This window comes from Undibacterium sp. YM2 (genome assembly GCF_009937975.1).
GTDB lineage: Bacteria > Pseudomonadota > Gammaproteobacteria > Burkholderiales > Burkholderiaceae_D > Undibacterium.
In genome coordinates this window covers 5,132,456-5,148,589 of sequence record NZ_AP018441.1, presented here as the reverse complement: position 1 = coordinate 5,148,589, position 16,134 = coordinate 5,132,456, and the positions used below count along the sequence as shown (strand labels likewise).

Annotated in this window: 15 protein-coding genes; 8 read left to right on the top strand and 7 right to left on the bottom strand. The window is 52.1% G+C overall.

What is annotated here, in order from left to right:
* Positions 1–16 precede the first annotated feature (16 nt).
* Positions 17–862: a sulfurtransferase gene (locus UNDYM_RS23580; protein ID WP_162043296.1), complete on the top strand. Its 846-nt coding sequence runs from the start codon at positions 17–19 to the stop codon at positions 860–862.
* A gap of 161 nt (positions 863–1,023) precedes the next feature.
* On the opposite strand, the gene UNDYM_RS23575 is transcribed toward UNDYM_RS23580, so the two are convergent.
* Entirely contained in the window at positions 1,024–1,773 is a 750-nt protein-coding gene (locus UNDYM_RS23575; RefSeq protein ID WP_232064246.1) for a ZIP family metal transporter, read from the bottom strand.
* Positions 1,774–2,036: 263 nt separating this feature from the next.
* On the opposite strand from UNDYM_RS23575, the gene UNDYM_RS23570 reads away from it, so the two are divergent.
* Positions 2,037–3,107, top strand: coding sequence for a hypothetical protein (locus tag UNDYM_RS23570; protein WP_162043295.1), 1,071 nt, complete (start codon positions 2,037–2,039; stop codon positions 3,105–3,107).
* Between the two features lie 231 nt (positions 3,108–3,338).
* Positions 3,339–4,109 carry a hypothetical protein gene (locus tag UNDYM_RS23565; RefSeq protein ID WP_162043294.1) on the top strand — a complete coding sequence of 257 codons (771 nt, stop codon included), beginning with the start codon at positions 3,339–3,341 and terminating at the stop codon, positions 4,107–4,109.
* Positions 4,110–4,299: 190 nt separating this feature from the next.
* Here UNDYM_RS23565 and gorA read toward each other — a convergent pair whose 3' ends face one another.
* The 3 genes from gorA to UNDYM_RS23550 form a co-directional block, all read right to left on the bottom strand.
* Entirely contained in the window at positions 4,300–5,652 is a 1,353-nt protein-coding gene (gorA, locus tag UNDYM_RS23560; RefSeq protein WP_162043293.1) for a glutathione-disulfide reductase, read from the bottom strand.
* 38 nt (positions 5,653–5,690) lie between these two features.
* A complete protein-coding gene (locus tag UNDYM_RS23555) occupies positions 5,691–6,572 on the bottom strand; it encodes a dienelactone hydrolase family protein (protein ID WP_162043292.1) in 882 nt (293 codons plus the stop codon).
* Positions 6,573–6,692: 120 nt separating this feature from the next.
* Positions 6,693–7,586: a DMT family transporter gene (locus tag UNDYM_RS23550; RefSeq protein ID WP_162043291.1), complete on the bottom strand. Its 894-nt coding sequence runs from the start codon at positions 7,584–7,586 to the stop codon at positions 6,693–6,695.
* A gap of 166 nt (positions 7,587–7,752) precedes the next feature.
* Here UNDYM_RS23550 and gcvA point away from each other — a divergent pair, with 166 nt between their 5' ends.
* Entirely contained in the window at positions 7,753–8,637 is an 885-nt protein-coding gene (gene gcvA, locus UNDYM_RS23545) for a transcriptional regulator GcvA (RefSeq protein ID WP_162043290.1), read from the top strand.
* Between the two features lie 30 nt (positions 8,638–8,667).
* On the opposite strand, the gene UNDYM_RS23540 is transcribed toward gcvA, so the two are convergent.
* Together UNDYM_RS23540 and metK are read right to left on the bottom strand one after the other, a co-directional pair.
* On the bottom strand, positions 8,668–9,588 hold the full coding sequence (locus UNDYM_RS23540; protein ID WP_232063577.1) for a M14 family zinc carboxypeptidase: 921 nt from the start codon (positions 9,586–9,588) through the stop codon (positions 8,668–8,670).
* Positions 9,589–9,653: 65 nt separating this feature from the next.
* Positions 9,654–10,835: a methionine adenosyltransferase gene (gene metK, locus UNDYM_RS23535; protein ID WP_162043289.1), complete on the bottom strand. Its 1,182-nt coding sequence runs from the start codon at positions 10,833–10,835 to the stop codon at positions 9,654–9,656.
* 237 nt (positions 10,836–11,072) lie between these two features.
* Between metK and UNDYM_RS23530 the strand changes: the two genes are divergently transcribed.
* Together UNDYM_RS23530 and UNDYM_RS23525 are read left to right on the top strand one after the other, a co-directional pair.
* Entirely contained in the window at positions 11,073–11,933 is an 861-nt protein-coding gene (locus tag UNDYM_RS23530; protein ID WP_162043288.1) for a lysophospholipid acyltransferase family protein, read from the top strand.
* A complete protein-coding gene (locus tag UNDYM_RS23525) occupies positions 11,930–12,793 on the top strand; it encodes a lipid A biosynthesis acyltransferase (protein WP_162043287.1) in 864 nt (287 codons plus the stop codon). Before UNDYM_RS23530 ends, UNDYM_RS23525 begins: the two co-directional genes overlap by 4 nt.
* Before the next feature lie 557 nt (positions 12,794–13,350).
* On the opposite strand, the gene UNDYM_RS23520 is transcribed toward UNDYM_RS23525, so the two are convergent.
* Positions 13,351–14,256: a LysR substrate-binding domain-containing protein gene (locus UNDYM_RS23520; protein WP_197740951.1), complete on the bottom strand. Its 906-nt coding sequence runs from the start codon at positions 14,254–14,256 to the stop codon at positions 13,351–13,353.
* 124 nt (positions 14,257–14,380) lie between these two features.
* On the opposite strand from UNDYM_RS23520, the gene UNDYM_RS23515 reads away from it, so the two are divergent.
* Positions 14,381–14,998 carry a LysE family translocator gene (locus tag UNDYM_RS23515; protein ID WP_162043286.1) on the top strand — a complete coding sequence of 206 codons (618 nt, stop codon included), beginning with the start codon at positions 14,381–14,383 and terminating at the stop codon, positions 14,996–14,998.
* Positions 14,999–15,234: 236 nt separating this feature from the next.
* Positions 15,235–16,056 carry a DUF2087 domain-containing protein gene (locus tag UNDYM_RS30355; protein ID WP_197740950.1) on the top strand — a complete coding sequence of 274 codons (822 nt, stop codon included), beginning with the start codon at positions 15,235–15,237 and terminating at the stop codon, positions 16,054–16,056.
* The last annotated feature ends 78 nt before the right edge of the window (positions 16,057–16,134 follow it).

Genomic DNA, 16,134 nt, shown 5'->3' with positions numbered 1-16,134 from the left:
TTTTTAAGGAGACATGATGTACACCACATTGATCAATGCAACAGAGCTGGCTTCTCATCTCACAGATAGCAACTGGGTCGTACTTGATTGCCGTCATGATTTGATGGATACCAATGCCGGCCAGGCCGCCTATGACCAGGGCCACATCCCTGGCGCGCAGTTCGTGCATCTGGATCAGCGCCTGTCGGCTGCCAAGGTCGATGCTGATGGTGTTTTCCGTGGCCGCCATCCCCTGCCTGAGAAAGCGGATTTCATCGCTACTTTGCAGGCGATGGGCATCAATGATGACAGTCAGGTCATCGTCTATGACGCGCATGGTGGCATGTTTGCAGCGCGCCTGTGGTGGATGTTGCGCTGGGTAGGGCACAGGGCGGCTGCAGTGCTGGATGGTGGCTTGCCAGCCTGGACTGCAGCAGGCCAGCCAGTCACGACAGAAGTGCCACCTGCACGCAGCGGTAGTATCACAGACAAGCATGCACTGGCGCTGACCGTTGGTGTCATTGACGTATTGGGCAATATCAGCAGCGCTGCCAGAACCCTGGTCGATGCCCGCGCTGCTGACCGCTTCCGTGGCGAGAATGAAACCATAGACCCGGTAGGTGGCCACATTCCCGGTGCCAAAAACCGCTTCTTTAAAGACAATCTGCAAGCTGATGGCCGCTTCAAACCGGCAGAGCAGTTACAGCAGGAATGGGGCCCTATTGTTGGCGATGCCAGCAGGGCCATCATGCAATGCGGCTCTGGTGTTACCGCCTGCCACAACCTGCTGGCACTGGAAGTCGCTGGCCTGCATGGTGCAGCCCTGTATCCGGGGTCATGGAGTGAATGGTGTGCGGATGCGTCCAGGCCAGTGGAGCGTTGAGTAGAGTTTGAGCCGATGATATGCGTAGGTTGGGCTACGCTTCACCAGCCCAACACTCGGCGTTTAAATGACGTATACGTTGATGGAGGCCCAATGTTGGGCTGATGAGGCGTAGCCTAGCGAGGCCCGAACCAACCTACGAGACGCGCAAAATTCAATGACTACCTGTGACTAGTCACAAACAACACCAACACCACCCCCAGTGATATCAGGATAATCTGCGGTATCGTTTCTTTAATCGTCGCCCGCCTCTGCATCTGCGGCATCAGATCACTGACAGCAATATAGATAAAGCCGGAAGACGCAAACACCAGCACATACGGGATCATGCCGCTCGCGCTTTCCAGCGTGTAATAGCCAAGTACGCCGCCAACCACACCCATCATGCTGCAGATCAGGTTATACATATATGCACGCATGCGGCTGAAGCCAGCGTTCAGCAAAACGATAAAATCACCTATCTCTTGCGGGATTTCATGCGCGATAATCGCCAGGCCGGTCACCAGGCCAAGTTTTGGGTTGGCCAGAAAAGCAGCAGCGATCAGAATACCATCAGTGAAATTATGCAGGCCATCACCCACCAGTATCATCCAGCCAGCCTTGCCAGCCTCATGCGCATCATGGCCATGCTCATGGTGATGACCGTCACCCTCATGATGATGTGAATGGCGCAGGATGGCGAATTTTTCCAGCAAGAAGAAAGCCAGCAAGCCGCCCAGCAAACAAGCAAACAGCGTACGTGTGTCCGCCCCAGACTCAAAAGCCTCAGGCAGGGCATGCAGCAAAGAAGTCGACAACATGATGCCCACCGACAGGCTGACCATGCGCTCTACGACTTTGGAGAGCAGAGAAAACGAAAAAATGGCAGCCGCAGTGATGCTTAAGACACCAGCAATCGTGGTAGCAAACAGGATGGATAACAGCGTGGAGTGAATTTTAAGCCTCGGGAATTTGCAACCAGGTTGCAAATTAAAGCATATTGCGGGGTTTTCTGCAAATGCCGTCTTCATTTGTAGTGATGTACGCGCCATGCGCATTCTCATGAATTCTTCGGCAATGGCTGCATGTGTACTCGTGAAATGCTTTTGTGCCGTGATAATGGACATTGTATTTTTGCTACAATGCTGGCGAAGTAATTTTGCCCTTTCATCACCTGCAACTGAGCCACAGACAAATGAAAAAACGGACTTTATATTCGCTGATAGTTTTACTGGCCTTTGGCATCTCTAGTCAGGCTCAGGCAGCAGACAATACAAAGAATAATCAGAAAACACAATTCGATGATTCACCAGTTTGTGAACCAGTACCTGTATCCAAATGCTGGAAGCGCCTCGCTGATTATCTGGAAAAAGCAAAACCGCCTCAGAACGAGCGTGAATTTGGTGATCAGTTATTATCTTATATCATGATGGCAAAACTGGCGTATTGGGCGAGAGATTTTTCCGATGCAAAAGAAATTAACCGACTTGCACTGGATTTAAGCAAAAAAAGAAAATTTACAGGAAGAGATGCCGATATGAGTGCCAGCATTGTTGGCATCATGATCAACATCAATTTAGCGAATCTTGCTTTGAGCACGCGTGGATATACAGAGGCATTGGGCTATCTGGACCAGTATTCCTCCATCTGGGAAAAACTGGGCGAACCTGATGGAGAACCTGACGAGCTTGTGTTGATGCGCTGTGCCGCGCTGATAGGCTTACAGCGTGCTAGCGAAGCCGAGGTCTTGTTAGAGCAATTGCTCAAGAAACTCAATTTTTCCGGGCGAGCCCCCTGGGAAGCTAATCCCATCGGTTTGGAACCAGTCAATCCCTATGAGTCAGGGCGCCGTATTGCCGCCCACTTCGTGCGGGAAGGGAAGCACGAGAAAGCCCTGGCACTGCTGCAAACCATGGAAGAGAGGCGCACACAGACCATTTCGCAAATGCCCAAGGATCCCGTAGCAGGAGGATATTGGGCTACCCACGGTGAGCCAACCGCCTTGCTGGATGATCAGGCAGCGATTTACCTGAAGCTGCGGCGTGACACTGAGGCTGAACCATTATTGCGTGCATCTTTATTGGTGCCGGAAAAAAAGTCTGGCAAGAAGTTGCCGCTGGTGCTGACCAGACTGGCTGAGCTGAGCCGGCGCAAAGGACAGATTACTGAAGCTGATGCCCTGATGTTGCGGGCGAAAGCAATCACCAGGCAAGAGCAATGGGAAAAAATAGATCCATTGGCATCTACGTTGGGGTACCTTGATTGAACAAATGAGGAATGCTGTGAACACTATCAATGCGACAAACAAGGAGTCTGTAGAGTGCGTTTTAACGCACCGATTTTACATTGCCTCTGCTCTCGATCTATCATCATGGCCATCACAGCCGGTGCGTTGAAACGCACTCTACCTGGCTGTCATTCATGTGTCGCTTTGTCGCCGGGATCTGCTGAGTGGTGTTAATTAGCCTGACTATTTCTAAACCTGGTATTCAAGAAAATGAAAAATAAAATATTTTCCCTCTTTTTCATCCTGAACATGGTGCTTCCATTTGCCGTGAAGGCAGCAGACCAAAGCAGCCAGAATCCTGTCAACCAAGAAACTCTGACGGTTTGTTCTAACCTGGATATGTATGCAGATTTCGCAGTAGACGGACGTGATTCTGCAATGCCGAAGGAGGTTGCATTCAACATGGTCAAAGCGTCAATGAATCGTCATCTTAAAATTCCGGCAAATTTGCTGTCTGAATACATCGCTGTCGTTGGCAAAATCTATGAGCTTATTTATGCAGATCAGACCATCCAGCGTGGCGCGGCTCAAGCTGCAATTGTTGATGCCTGTTCGCATTACAAAGGCCAAAATGCAGATACGCGCTATATTGCCAACTACCTCGAAAGAAACCCACGGTCCGCATGGAACCCGTTGGTGCGTGTGCCTCTGTGTGAAAATGTCGGACAATCCGCATCCAATGTTGCCGTTGCCAGAGACAAGGGAATGTCAAAAGAAAGTGTCAGCGCCCTCGTCAAAACTGGATTGCAAAATGACCAGCTTACTTTGCGGGTAATGCCAGCAATAATTAACGAGGTTTTTGAAAATCCTGATGTCGACACTACCTATATTTATGTGTACAACTTAAGGAAATGCGCGGCGATAGAGAGCAATCAAAAATATACCGAACTGACAGAATTAAAACCACGTATGCGCAACTGTGAAAAATTAGAAAAAGAGGAAGATAGACTGCAGTGTGATCGAAAGATATTTGGTCTATAAGGCAGGCTGAAACAGCTTCATCTGGATCGAAAAAAACTGGAATTGGGATAAGAGTGGATCACACGGCCCCTCCTTGTCGCGCAAACGAAGATGGTTCTTGATGATTAATTTGCGTGCGACTATGCTCTGTTATCGCACGCTAGCTGAAATAATTTCAACCATATTTCTTTAAACAGGCAGTCACATCAAACTACACCACCGCCGTCCGCATCGTCACAAATTCTTCGGCTATCGTGGGATGTACGCCTATGGTCGCATCGACCTGTGCCTTGGTCACACCACATTGCATGGCGACGGCAAAACCCTGGATGATCTCCCCTGCGTCCGGCCCTACCATGTGCATGCCTAGTACACGGTCGGTATCGGCATCGACGATCATTTTCATGAGGCAGCGTTCGCTGGAACCCGACAAAGTGTGCTTGAGTGCCTTGAATTCGCTTTTGAAGATTCTGACATGGGCATGTTTTTCACGTGCTTTGGCTTCTGTCAGGCCCAGGGTGGCGACATTCGGGTGGCTGAATACGGCCGTGGGAATATTTTCATAGGACATCAGCTTGCGGCCATGCTGGAACAGGTTGGCTGCAACGACCATGCCTTCTGCCAGTGCTACCGGGGTCAGCGCCACTCGGTCGATGACATCGCCGATGGCATAGATATGCGAGACATTGGTGGCGAAATGCTCATCCACGCTGATGGCACCATTCTCGCGCACTATCACGCCTGCGTTCTCCAGCCCCAGTCCTCTGACATTAGGCTTGCGGCCCGTAGCAAACAGGATGCAATCACTATCCAGGGTACGGCCATCACTGAGAGTCACTTGCTTGCTGTCACCATGGGCCGTGATGGACAATATTTTGGTATCAAGCGCAATCTCCACACCTTTCTTGCGCATTTCAGCAATCAGGAAATGGCCAAGGTCAGCGTCCATGCTACGCAAAATTTGGGTGCCACGTTGCACCAGCGTGACCTTGCAACCGAGGCCGTTGAGGATGGAGGCCAGCTCTACCGCAATATATCCACCGCCTTGTACTACCGCATGGCGCGGCAGGGCCGGCAGGTGAAAGAATTCATCCGACGTAATGCCCAGTTCACTGCCGGGCAATTCTGGTTTGATGGGGTGGCCACCAGTGGCGATCAGGATATGATGCGTACTATAGCTTTTACCGTTAACCACCACCGTGTGAGCATCGACTATCTGCGCATGACCGGCGATGACATCCACATTGGCATTCGTCAGTATCTGGCTGTAAATGCCATTGAGCCTGGCGATTTCCCTGTCCTTGTTGGCGATCAGGGTAGCCCAGTCAAAACGCTGCTCACCGAGGCTCCAGCCAAAACCGGCAGCTTCAGCAAAGTCGCTATGATAATGCGCCGCATAGGACATCAGTTTTTTAGGGATGCAACCTGCATTCACGCAGGTGCCGCCCAGCGGGCCAGACTCGGCCAGGGCAACCCTGGCACCATATTGCGCCGCAAAGCGGCTGGCCCGCACACCACCAGAACCGCCGCCTATCGTGAATAAGTCATAGTCGTAAGTGTGCATGGTGGTGGCCCTGGAATATGGTGAGAAAGAAAGATGGACTACACGACGCCGTTAGCCTTGAACCAGGCCAGAGCGCGGCCCCAGCCATCCTTGGCATCGGCTTCGTTATAGCTGGGGCGGTAGTCAGCATTAAAGGCATGGCCAGAATTTTCATAGACCTTGAATTCTGATTTGCTATTGCCTTTTTTGAGTTCCACTTCCATCTTGAAGACAGATTCCACAGGGATACCCTGGTCCTTGGCACCATACAGGCCCAGCACAGGTGTTTTCAGGTTGGCGGCGATATCGATAGGGTGCTTGGGTGTCAGTGCCGTGGATTCGCCCAGCAAACGGCCATACCAGGCAACGCCCGCTTTGACACTCGGATTGTAGGCAGAATACATCCAGGTAATGCGGCCACCCCAGCAAAAGCCGGTGATACCCAGGCGCTTGGTGTCACCGCCATTATTCGCGGCCCATGCAACTGCTGCATCCAGATCACCCATGACTTGCGCGTCCGGCACCTTGGAAATAATTTCCTTCATCAATTCGGCGACACTGGCGGCATTCTTGGCATCGCCCTGGCGTACAAACAATTCAGGAGCCAGCGCTAGATAACCCTGTTTGGCAAAGCGGCGTGCGACATCGGCAATATGCTCGTGCACGCCAAAAATTTCGGAGATCACCAGTATGACGGGTAAATTGCTCTTGCCCTCAGGCTTGGCAAAATACAGGGGTACTTCTGCACCGGCGACGGTCAGTTTTGCCACGCCATCGGTCAGACCGGCACGGTCAGTCTTGATCATGGTCTGCGCACATACTGGTGCAACCGCAGCGGCAAAGCCGACACCAACTGCAGTTTGCATGAAACTGCGGCGGTTGACTGCCGTACTGTCTTCAGTGCTACCAACCAGGCTATTAAAGTCTTCGCGAAGCTGCATGGTGTTCTCCTGTAAGGTTTCTTTTGGGGTTGTACTTGCTAGTCTGAAACGTCGGACAAAACAGCAATGAATTGTACAACTTAATCAGGGTGGGCATACAGGAGCAAGTGTTTTCCAGGTTCAGGTGGTAGCTGTTGCTTGTGGACGAAGAACCAGCCACACTGCCAATGCGATCAGGCTACCGCCCATGAGATGGGCCAGCGTGATGCTTTCTTTGAGGAATAATACGCCCCACAAGACACCAAATGGCGGAATCAAAAAAGTCACCGTCAGCGACTTTACCGGGCCTATGTCAGCAATCAGGCGAAAATACAGGATGTAAGCGAGCGCTGTACATATCAGACCCAGTGCTGCCAGTGTCAGCCATAGCGTGCCATCCCCCCAGGAAGCAGGAGGCTGTGTCAGCATGCCATAAGAAAAAAATGGCAGCAGCAGGGCAACAGCGCCGAGCTGGCTGCCAAAAGCGACAAGCTTGCTATCGAGCCCGCCTTTGGCGGTAATCCATTTCCTGGTCAAAAAACTCGCCAGACCATAGCAACTGGTGGCCACCATGCACTCCGCTGCAGCGACCAGCAATGCTGCGTTGAATTGCAGAGGCCCGGTAGATGTCAATACGGCGACACCGGCTATGCCTGTGCAGACCCCGAGTACTTTGTTGAGCCCAGGTTTTTCAGAGAAAAACAGCGCACCGATAATCACCCCCATCAGCGGTGTCGTCGCATTCAGGATAGCTGAGTAGCCAGCAGGCAGCAGTTTTGCCGCCAGACTGAACATGACAAAGGGAATGCCGGAATTGATAACGCCCAGAAACATCGCCGTGCCCAGTTTGTTTTTAAAGTCCCAGCGTATGCGCATGAAGAGCAAAATCACAGCCAGACCCGCGGCTGCAAACAGCACGCGGAAAAACGCAGCAGGTATTGCACCTAGAGTCGGGACGATGATGCGCATAAATAAAAAACTTGCACCCCAGATAGCCGAAAGGCTGATGAGCCGGATGATGTCGGTAGTTTTCAAAAGCTGCTCCTGATCATGAAATTCTTGTTGATGGAAATAGTTTTATTGATGAAGATTGAATTAAGTTATTCTGTCCACCAAGTTTTCGGTTTTCAGATTAAATCATCAATATATGATTGAAAACAAATCACCATTTCTATCAATAGTTTAGAAAATCTAAATCGATATGAAGCGCTTGCCACCATTAAGAGCTCTGCAATATTTTGAAAGTGTCAGCCGCCATCTGAGTGTCAAACATGCTGCGGCAGAATTGAATGTGACCCCGGCAGCTATCAGTCAGCAACTGAGCAAGCTGACAGATATACTGCAGATGGCTTTGTTCAAGAAAGACCAGCGTGGCATCGCCCTGACAGTAGAGGGTGAGCGTTATTTCATGGGCATACGCACCGCATTCAGACAATTGGAAGAAGCGACCAGGCGCCTGCAAGAGCAACGCACACCACCGAAGATTACGGTCAGTTGCACGCCAGGGTTTGCCATGCAATTCCTGTTGCCACTACTACCGCAGTTCCATGCCAGCCACCCTGCCATTGATATCAGGATAAGCACTACTAACAGGCTGGCGGACTTTGGTCGCGATGATGTGGATTTTGCTGTCAGGCATGGGTCGGGTAATTACCCGGGATTGCAGGCAGAAATGCTGATCGACGACCCCTTGCAGCCGGTATGTAGTCCGCGTTTGCTGAAAGGCAAAAAGCTATTGAAGTCACCTGGTGAATTGAGTGCCTATACCTTGTTGCATGACGAACACCAGCAAGACTGGCGCTTATGGCTGGAGGCGGCGGCCGCAAGTGATGTGGTGTGGGATCAGGGGCCGGTATTCGCGGATTCAAATGGCGCAATAGAAGCCGCCAAGCAAGGCTACGGCATTGCACTTGCAAGAAAAACCATGGTAAAGGATGAATTGAAAAACCGTGAATTGATTATGCCTTTCAAGATCGCCATCAAGACTGGCATCGCCTACTATCTGGTCTATCCATCTGAGGTATTGATGAGAGAAGAAGCACAACAGTTCAGGGCATGGCTCAGCCACGCGGTGAAATCACGCTGATTTTTTGGTTTTTAGCAGGAGTATGTCAATTCAGGGATTGCGCGCCGTCTTCAACGGTGTCGCCACGTTCTGCCGTATCCACGTTTGCATGTCTTGCCAGATGCGCTGTACTTCTGCATCTGGTGGCATTTGCGTGGCATTTGGCAGTTCTATGGTGACCACCGGGATGTCCTTGTGCAGGCCGCTGTAATTACCCAGTGAGCCAGGATAGACACCAACACGGTTATAGATCAGGCGGCCAAAGCGGTCCGGTGGCGTGGTCGGGCCGTCAAAGTCGAGTACGCCAAAAGGGGCGTGGACGGAGATGATGACGTCAGGCTTGTACTTTTCTATGGTTTCATACACCCAGCGGCTTTCCGGTTCAGAGATCGGTGCCTTGCCTGGATAGCGGCGCGGGTCGCTGCGCGTCACGCGGGCCCAGTAACTTGGTGCTTCTTTTTGCCAGTTGGGCGTGGGGAAGTTGCGGTTCAGGTCTATGCCACGGGCATTGACGCGGCGTGGTTTGGGGGCCAGCAAACCGTCAGGATTGACTATCGGTGCTATACGCCAGTTGAATTCCAGCGGGCTTTTTTGCATAGTGTCCATCCATTTGAACACGATGGAGGATGCAGTCTGTTCATCACCATGGATACCACCCAGCAGCAGTACGCGTATGGCTTGCGGATGTTTGGCATCTGCCTTGATATCGCGGAATAGTACCGGGAAACCGTTGAGCGAGTTTGCACCCGTAGGGCTGAGTTTGCTGTTCTTGCAGTCAGTCAGGCTGACCTTGGGCAGACGCTCTACCAGGGGTGTACACCAGTCGGTGACGGGTTTGGGCTTGGCAGGAGCTGGTGCGGATGGTGTTGGTGCGGCAAACAGGCTGCCTGCAGGTGGCATGACCAGCAGGCCAGCCACCGCAAACAAGGCACCGAGTTTTTTGCAGCGAGATGCGCAGAACTTACTTCTCATAAAACTGACCGGCATTCTCGCTTCTACTCCCAGTGCTACCTATTACTTAAAACAACTAAGACAAATTACAGCCCGGCAGCGGCACGCAGAATTGCTGCCTTGTCGGTACGTTCCCAGGTGAATTCTGGCTCTTCACGACCAAAGTGGCCGTAAGCGGCTGTCTTGGAATAGATAGGGCGCAGCAAATCAAGCATCTGGATAATGCCTTTTGGACGCAGGTCAAAATGTTCATTGACCAGTGCTGCAATTTTTTCGTCGGAGATGACGCCTGTACCTTCAGTATACACAGTCACGTTCATAGGGCGTGCTACACCAATCGCATAAGCTACCTGTATCTGGCATTGACGGGCGATGCCGGCAGCGACGATATTTTTGGCGACATAACGGGCAGCATAGGCAGCAGAACGGTCTACCTTGGTAGGATCTTTACCGGAGAAAGCACCGCCGCCATGAGGGCAGGCACCGCCGTAGGTATCAACAATGATCTTGCGACCTGTCAGGCCGCAATCACCTTGCGGGCCGCCGATAACGAAACGGCCAGTCGGGTTGATGAGGAATTTGGTGTCCAGCAACCATTCTTTAGGCAAGACTGGTTTGATGATTTCTTCAATGACAGCATCAATGAAAGACTGCTTCATCTTGGTTGAGGTTTCGCTTTGGTCAGGGTGATGCTGGGTAGAAAGCACGACAGTATCAATACTGTGCGGTTTGCCATCAACATAACGCATGGTGACCTGGCTCTTGGCATCAGGGCGCAGGAAAGGCAGGCGGCCGTCCTTGCGCAATTGTGCCTGGCGTTCTACCAGACGATGCGCGTAGTAAATTGGCGCAGGCATCAGTTCTGGTGTTTCATCGCAGGCATAACCAAACATCAGGCCCTGGTCACCGGCACCGGTGTTGAGGTGATCGTCAGACGCCTGATCTACGCCCTGGGCGATATCATTGGATTGCTTGTCGTAGGCAACCAGAACTGCGCAACCTTTATGGTCTATACCATATTCAGTATTGTCGTAGCCAATGCGCTTGATGGTGTCGCGCGCCACCTGTATGTAATCTACGTGGGCATTCGTGGTGATTTCACCTGCCAGCACTACCAGGCCGGTATTGGTCAGGGTTTCGGCAGCAACGCGGGAACGTGGGTCCTGTTCAAAGATCGCATCCAGAATCGCATCGGAAATCTGATCGGCGACTTTGTCCGGGTGTCCTTCGGATACCGATTCAGAGGTGAAGAGAAAATCATTAGCCATCGCAGGCTCCTATAAAAATTGACCGTAAAAATTATGCCGCAGTCGGAAGAGTCCTGCGACGCTTTAGCGAATTTTATTAACCGCCTCGCAAGTTGTCATTAACTCGGCGGTGGCTGGTCTTCTGTGTTTATCCTGCCCTAAAGCAGGTCAGAGCTAGCCAATATGTGATATTTTACGCTCGTTCTGCATAGTCTGTCGAATATACCCTTATTATTATACTGATACTTGAGCGGCGTCATGCTTGTCACTTTGTTTCGTTTCCTTTCCATCTTTCCATTGTCGGTCTTGCATTTTTCCGGGGCTGTGCTGGGATGGGTCGTCTATTTGCTGTCTGGCTCCTACCGTCGCCGCCTGAAGCAGAATATCCGCCGCGCTGGTTTCCCTGGTCATCTGCATGAGGCCGTACGCGAGGCTGGCAAGAATATCCTGGAGCTGCCCTTTATCTGGTGCGCCAAGCCTGAGAGGGTATTGAAGACGGCGACGATAGAGAACTGGGAACTGGTGCAGGCCGCACTGGACGCCAAAAAAGGTGTGATATTTTTAACACCACATCTGGGTTGTTTTGAAATCGTCGCCCAAAGCATCGCCGTACGCACCCGTCTGACCGTCTTATACCGTCCGCCACGCAAGGCGGCTTTGAAACCGCTGATAGAAGGGGCGCGTGCACGTGACAATCTCCTGCTGGCACCAGCGAACTTTTCCGGTGTCCGTATCATGGCCAAGGCCCTTAAAAAAGGTGAGGCCATAGGCTTGCTGCCCGACCAGGTGCCGCAAGAGGGTGAGGGCGTCTGGGCCAAATTCTTTGGCAAGCGTGCCTACACCATGACCCTGTCTGCCAAATTGCACGGCATGACAGACGCACCGATTATCCTGACTTTTGCTGAACGCCTGCCCGGCGGTCGCGGCTATGTGATCCGCTTCGTACCTTTTGAAGAGGAGCTGGGTACAGACCCGGTGGCACAGGCAACAGCCATTAACCGTGGCATGGAAAAACTGATTGCCTTGTCCCCCGCACAATATTTCTGGAGTTATAACCGTTACAAAAAGCCAGAAGGCGTCGATGGCCCCGAAGCCAGCGCAGACAGGGAGCTCGCATGAGGGCGGTGCTGGTCCTGATGTGGATTTTGCACTGGTTACCCTTATCAGTCCTTGGGCGTCTTGGTGAGGGGGTAGGCAGCATATTATTTATGCTGATACGCAAACGCAGGCATATCACGCTCACGAATCTCTCATTGTGCCTGCCACATTTGAGTGAGACGGAGCGGCAAGCTATCGCCAAACGCCATTTCCAGGTTTATGCGCGCAGCGTGCTTGAGCGCGGCATACTATGGTGGGCTTCAGAAGCCCGCCTGAGACGCCTGATACAGCTAGACCCTGCGGTGCCCGTGGCGGCAATGAGCGATGGCGCGACGATCCTGATGTGCCCGCATTTTGTGAGCCTTGATGTGGCTGGGGTGGCCGTCTTGCTGGAGTCTAACCTGTGTTCGATTTATACCCGCCAGCGCAGCAAGGTATTTGACGCCGCCTTGCGCAAGGGGCGTTCACGTTTCCGCCCGGTCAAGCTGTTTTCCCGGGCCGAGGGTGTCAAGCCCATCATACGGGCGATGCGTGAAGGCCTGCCTTTTTTCATGCTGCCGGACATGGACTTTGGTGCCAAGGATTCTGAGTTCGTGCCTTTCTTTGGCGTGCCTGCAGCGACCCTGACAGCAGTGCCGAGAATTGCCGCAACCACCGGCGCCAAGGTCATCCCTGTCATCGCCACTATTTTGCCTGACTACAAGGGGTGGAAAGTGACTTTCCACGAGCCCTGGCAAAATTATCCGGGCGACGATATCGTCGCGGCTACGCGCTATATGAATGCCTTCATCGAGCAGGAGATTCTGAAAGCGCCAGCCGAATACTTCTGGGCGCATAAACGTTTCAAAACACGCCCTCCTGGTGAGCCCAGCGTTTATTGATACGTAGGACTTACGCAAAACCGCCCCAGGCTTGCAGCCTACCGTACTTCCCAATTCGTCATACTCGCGCAGGCGCACTGCTGTCCGGAATAATGTGCTTGACAAAAACTGACGCGCAGATCCCCTCCCTTTCAAGGGGAGGGATAGGGTGGGGATGGGTTTCGGTCGAATAACGGTAAATGAATTTGCGTCAGAAACCCATCCCCATCCCAGCCTTCCCCTTGAAGGGGAAGGAGCTTTGAGCATGACCGCTGGCAGAAGATATTCAAATGCAAAATCAAGTCTCCGACACAGAAAAAAATGCCAGGACGTCGGCTATATATTGATTTCAGAACAAGTCAAGATAATTATTCCGGACAGCAATGAGCGCAGGCGGGTATCCATGCCTGATCGGCCCCATCGGCCTTAATGCCTGGGTAGCTGATCAACGATGGATTCCCGCTAAAAGCATGCGGGAATGACGGGTTGAGGTTCGCTGTATTTATTGTGTTCATTGTGCTCTGTGCATGGCCGAAGCAAAAATCGTCAAAGCCAATTTTGCATAAGTCCTAATACATTTACTGCATTTTACTGAACGCGCCAGTGACAGCCTGCGCCGTCACTTCCAGTTCTTGCTGCAACCATCCCAGAAACGCCCGACGGCGCGGGTCTTCATCAAAGGGCAGGGCTGACAGCAAGACGTAGTCAGTGCCGTCTTCCATGAAAGCATGGGGTGCGATGAGTTGCCCGCTGCGGATTTCATCTTCCACCATATAGGCCGATGCCATGACGACACCCAGGCCAGCGCAAGCTGCCTGCAGGCTCAGGTAAAAATGTTCGTAGGTCGCCCGGCTTTTACTACGTGCAGTTTGTCTGCTGAGCTTTTGCCATTGCGGCCATGCATCGGGGCGGCTTGCTGTGTGCAGCAGGCATTGCTGATTCAGTTGCAGTTTGCCCTGTTTCAGCAGGCCTGATGTGCAGACCGGGGCGATCAATTCACGGGCGACTTTGGCTGCATGGTAGTTTGCATCCCAGACAAAATCATTGCGCCGCAAAGCCAGGTCTATATGCCCGTGCCGCAAATCGACAGGACCGCCAGCAGCGAATAAATGAATCTCCAGCTCAGGGTGTAGCTGCCTGAATTTACCCAGGCGCGGGATCAGCCAGCGCATGGCTATCGTTGGTTCGCAAGAGACGACCAGTGGCTGATCATCGGTCTGCCTGAGTTGGCGCAAGCCTGCTTCCAGTTGTCGCATGATGTCAGTGCAAGTGCCTTGCAGGCTCAGCCCGGCGCGTGTCAAAAAGATGGCGCGGTTGCGGCGTTCGAACAATTCCAGGCCCAGGTTTTCTTCCAGTTGCTTGATCTGGCGGCTGACTGCACCGTGAGTCACATGTAATTCTTCCGCAGCCTTCACCAGGCTCAAATGGCGGGCGGCGGCTTCAAATACGCGTATCGCATTCAGGGATGGCAGGTGTCTGGACATATGTGAGATTTTCTCAATGATATAACTGAGTATACATCGATTTTTATAATTAATGCTGGGCTTCAGAATACACATATGTGTGATGTTTAATCACAATTAAATATTTCTTATGCTGAGGAAAAAAATGACAGAACTCATTGCCGTCGCCATCATCACCATTCTGGCTGTCATCAGTCCTGGGGCTGACTTTGCCATGGTCACCAGAAACAGTTATCTGTATGGCCGCCGTGCGGGCCTGCTGGCTGCTGGCGGCATATCACTGGGTGTGCAAGTGCATGTGATGTACACCATGTTGGGTGTGGGGCTGTTGATTGCCAAATCTCCCAGCCTGTATTTCGCCATCAAGATCATCGGTGCGATTTATTTGATTTATATCGGTTACCAGACTTTTTTTGCCCGTGCTGTCGTCAGTACAGAAGCTGGAGAGGGGCAGTCATTAAATAATCTGGCGGCCTTGCGTGCAGGTTTCATGACCAATGCCTTTAATCCCAAAACCACTTTATTTGTCCTGAGCACTTATACCCAGGTCGTGCAAGTTGATACCAGCCTGCTGGCACAATTTGGCTATGGCTTGTTCATGTCTGCCGCGCACTGGATATGGTTCAGCCTGGTTGCCCTGTTCTTTTCAGATCATCGCCTGCGTGCAGGTATGCTCAGGCAGCAAGTGATATTGAATCGTTTCATCGGCGCTGTCCTGATTGTCCTGGGTGCGTCCCTCGCCAGTTTGCCAGCCTTGCATTAGTTGCATGGTTGACGAAATCCGGAAGCGCGCCTACAATCGCGGCACAGGTGCTAAGGGGCGCCTGCCCGCAAAAGAGGCTCTCACCCTGCAAATGCACATCCATACTAATGTGATAATTGCCATGTTTCGTTTGACGTCAGCGGGTCGTCGATAAGCGAACTGGAGTTCATCATGTTATCGTCGTACTGCCCACCATTGTTCATCACACAACAGCCCATATTGACTGGAGCTGCAGCATGAACGCACTTACTACAGAAATCAAAACACGCGCCCGTTTATTGCAAAAACTGCTGGAGACGCGCAATACCGCAGCCAGCAAACGCGCCCTGATCTTAAGCCGCCAGCGCCAGTGGGAAATCCCCGGGAGCTGGCAACTCAAACACTGCATGAATCTGGCAGCAGCTGATGTCGGTTTCCAGAACTGGGAACATGCCCGCATCGTCCTCGGTGGCGAAGCCAAACCTGGTGAAGACATGGGTGACTTCTGGCATGGTCCTGAAGTGTCGGTCTTTATCAATCACTGGTATGCCAGCTATGCCGAAGCACAGGCGCAATTGCAGGCGAATGAAGCTGGCTATTTGCTGCCTTACCGCAAGCAATACCTCGTCGTCACCAGTGATTATTTGCAGGCATTGGGTGTCAGTGCTGCTGCTGAATATTGGGACGTTATCGGGCGTGATCTGGTGCAGGGTTACGGCAGCGCGAGCTGGCTAAATCTGGCGCAGCAACGTCTGCAATCCAGCCGGACTGAACGTTTCAAGGCGAACTGGGATGCCTCTCAGATCATGCTGGATTTGCAATCCACTGAAGTCGAGGCTGAGCGGGTGATGAAGTCTTTCGTCAAGGATGGACGGCTGGTGAGTATTCCTGAGCAGCGTAAAAAGCGACTGGTGATCTTGCGCTGGCTGGTGGAGCAATTACAGTTTGAGCGGCGGTATGTGGAGGCTGATATCAATAGCTTCTTGCTGCAGTTTCATTCTGACTTTGCGACCTTGCGGCGGGAGTTTATTATGAATGGATTGATGGAGAGGGCGGAGGGGGAGTATTGGAGGGTGTGAGCGAAGTCTGCGATTTAATGCGGATGGGCTTGATGACTTTCTCATACTTACCTAGCTGCTAGACTTTCAAATTGACTC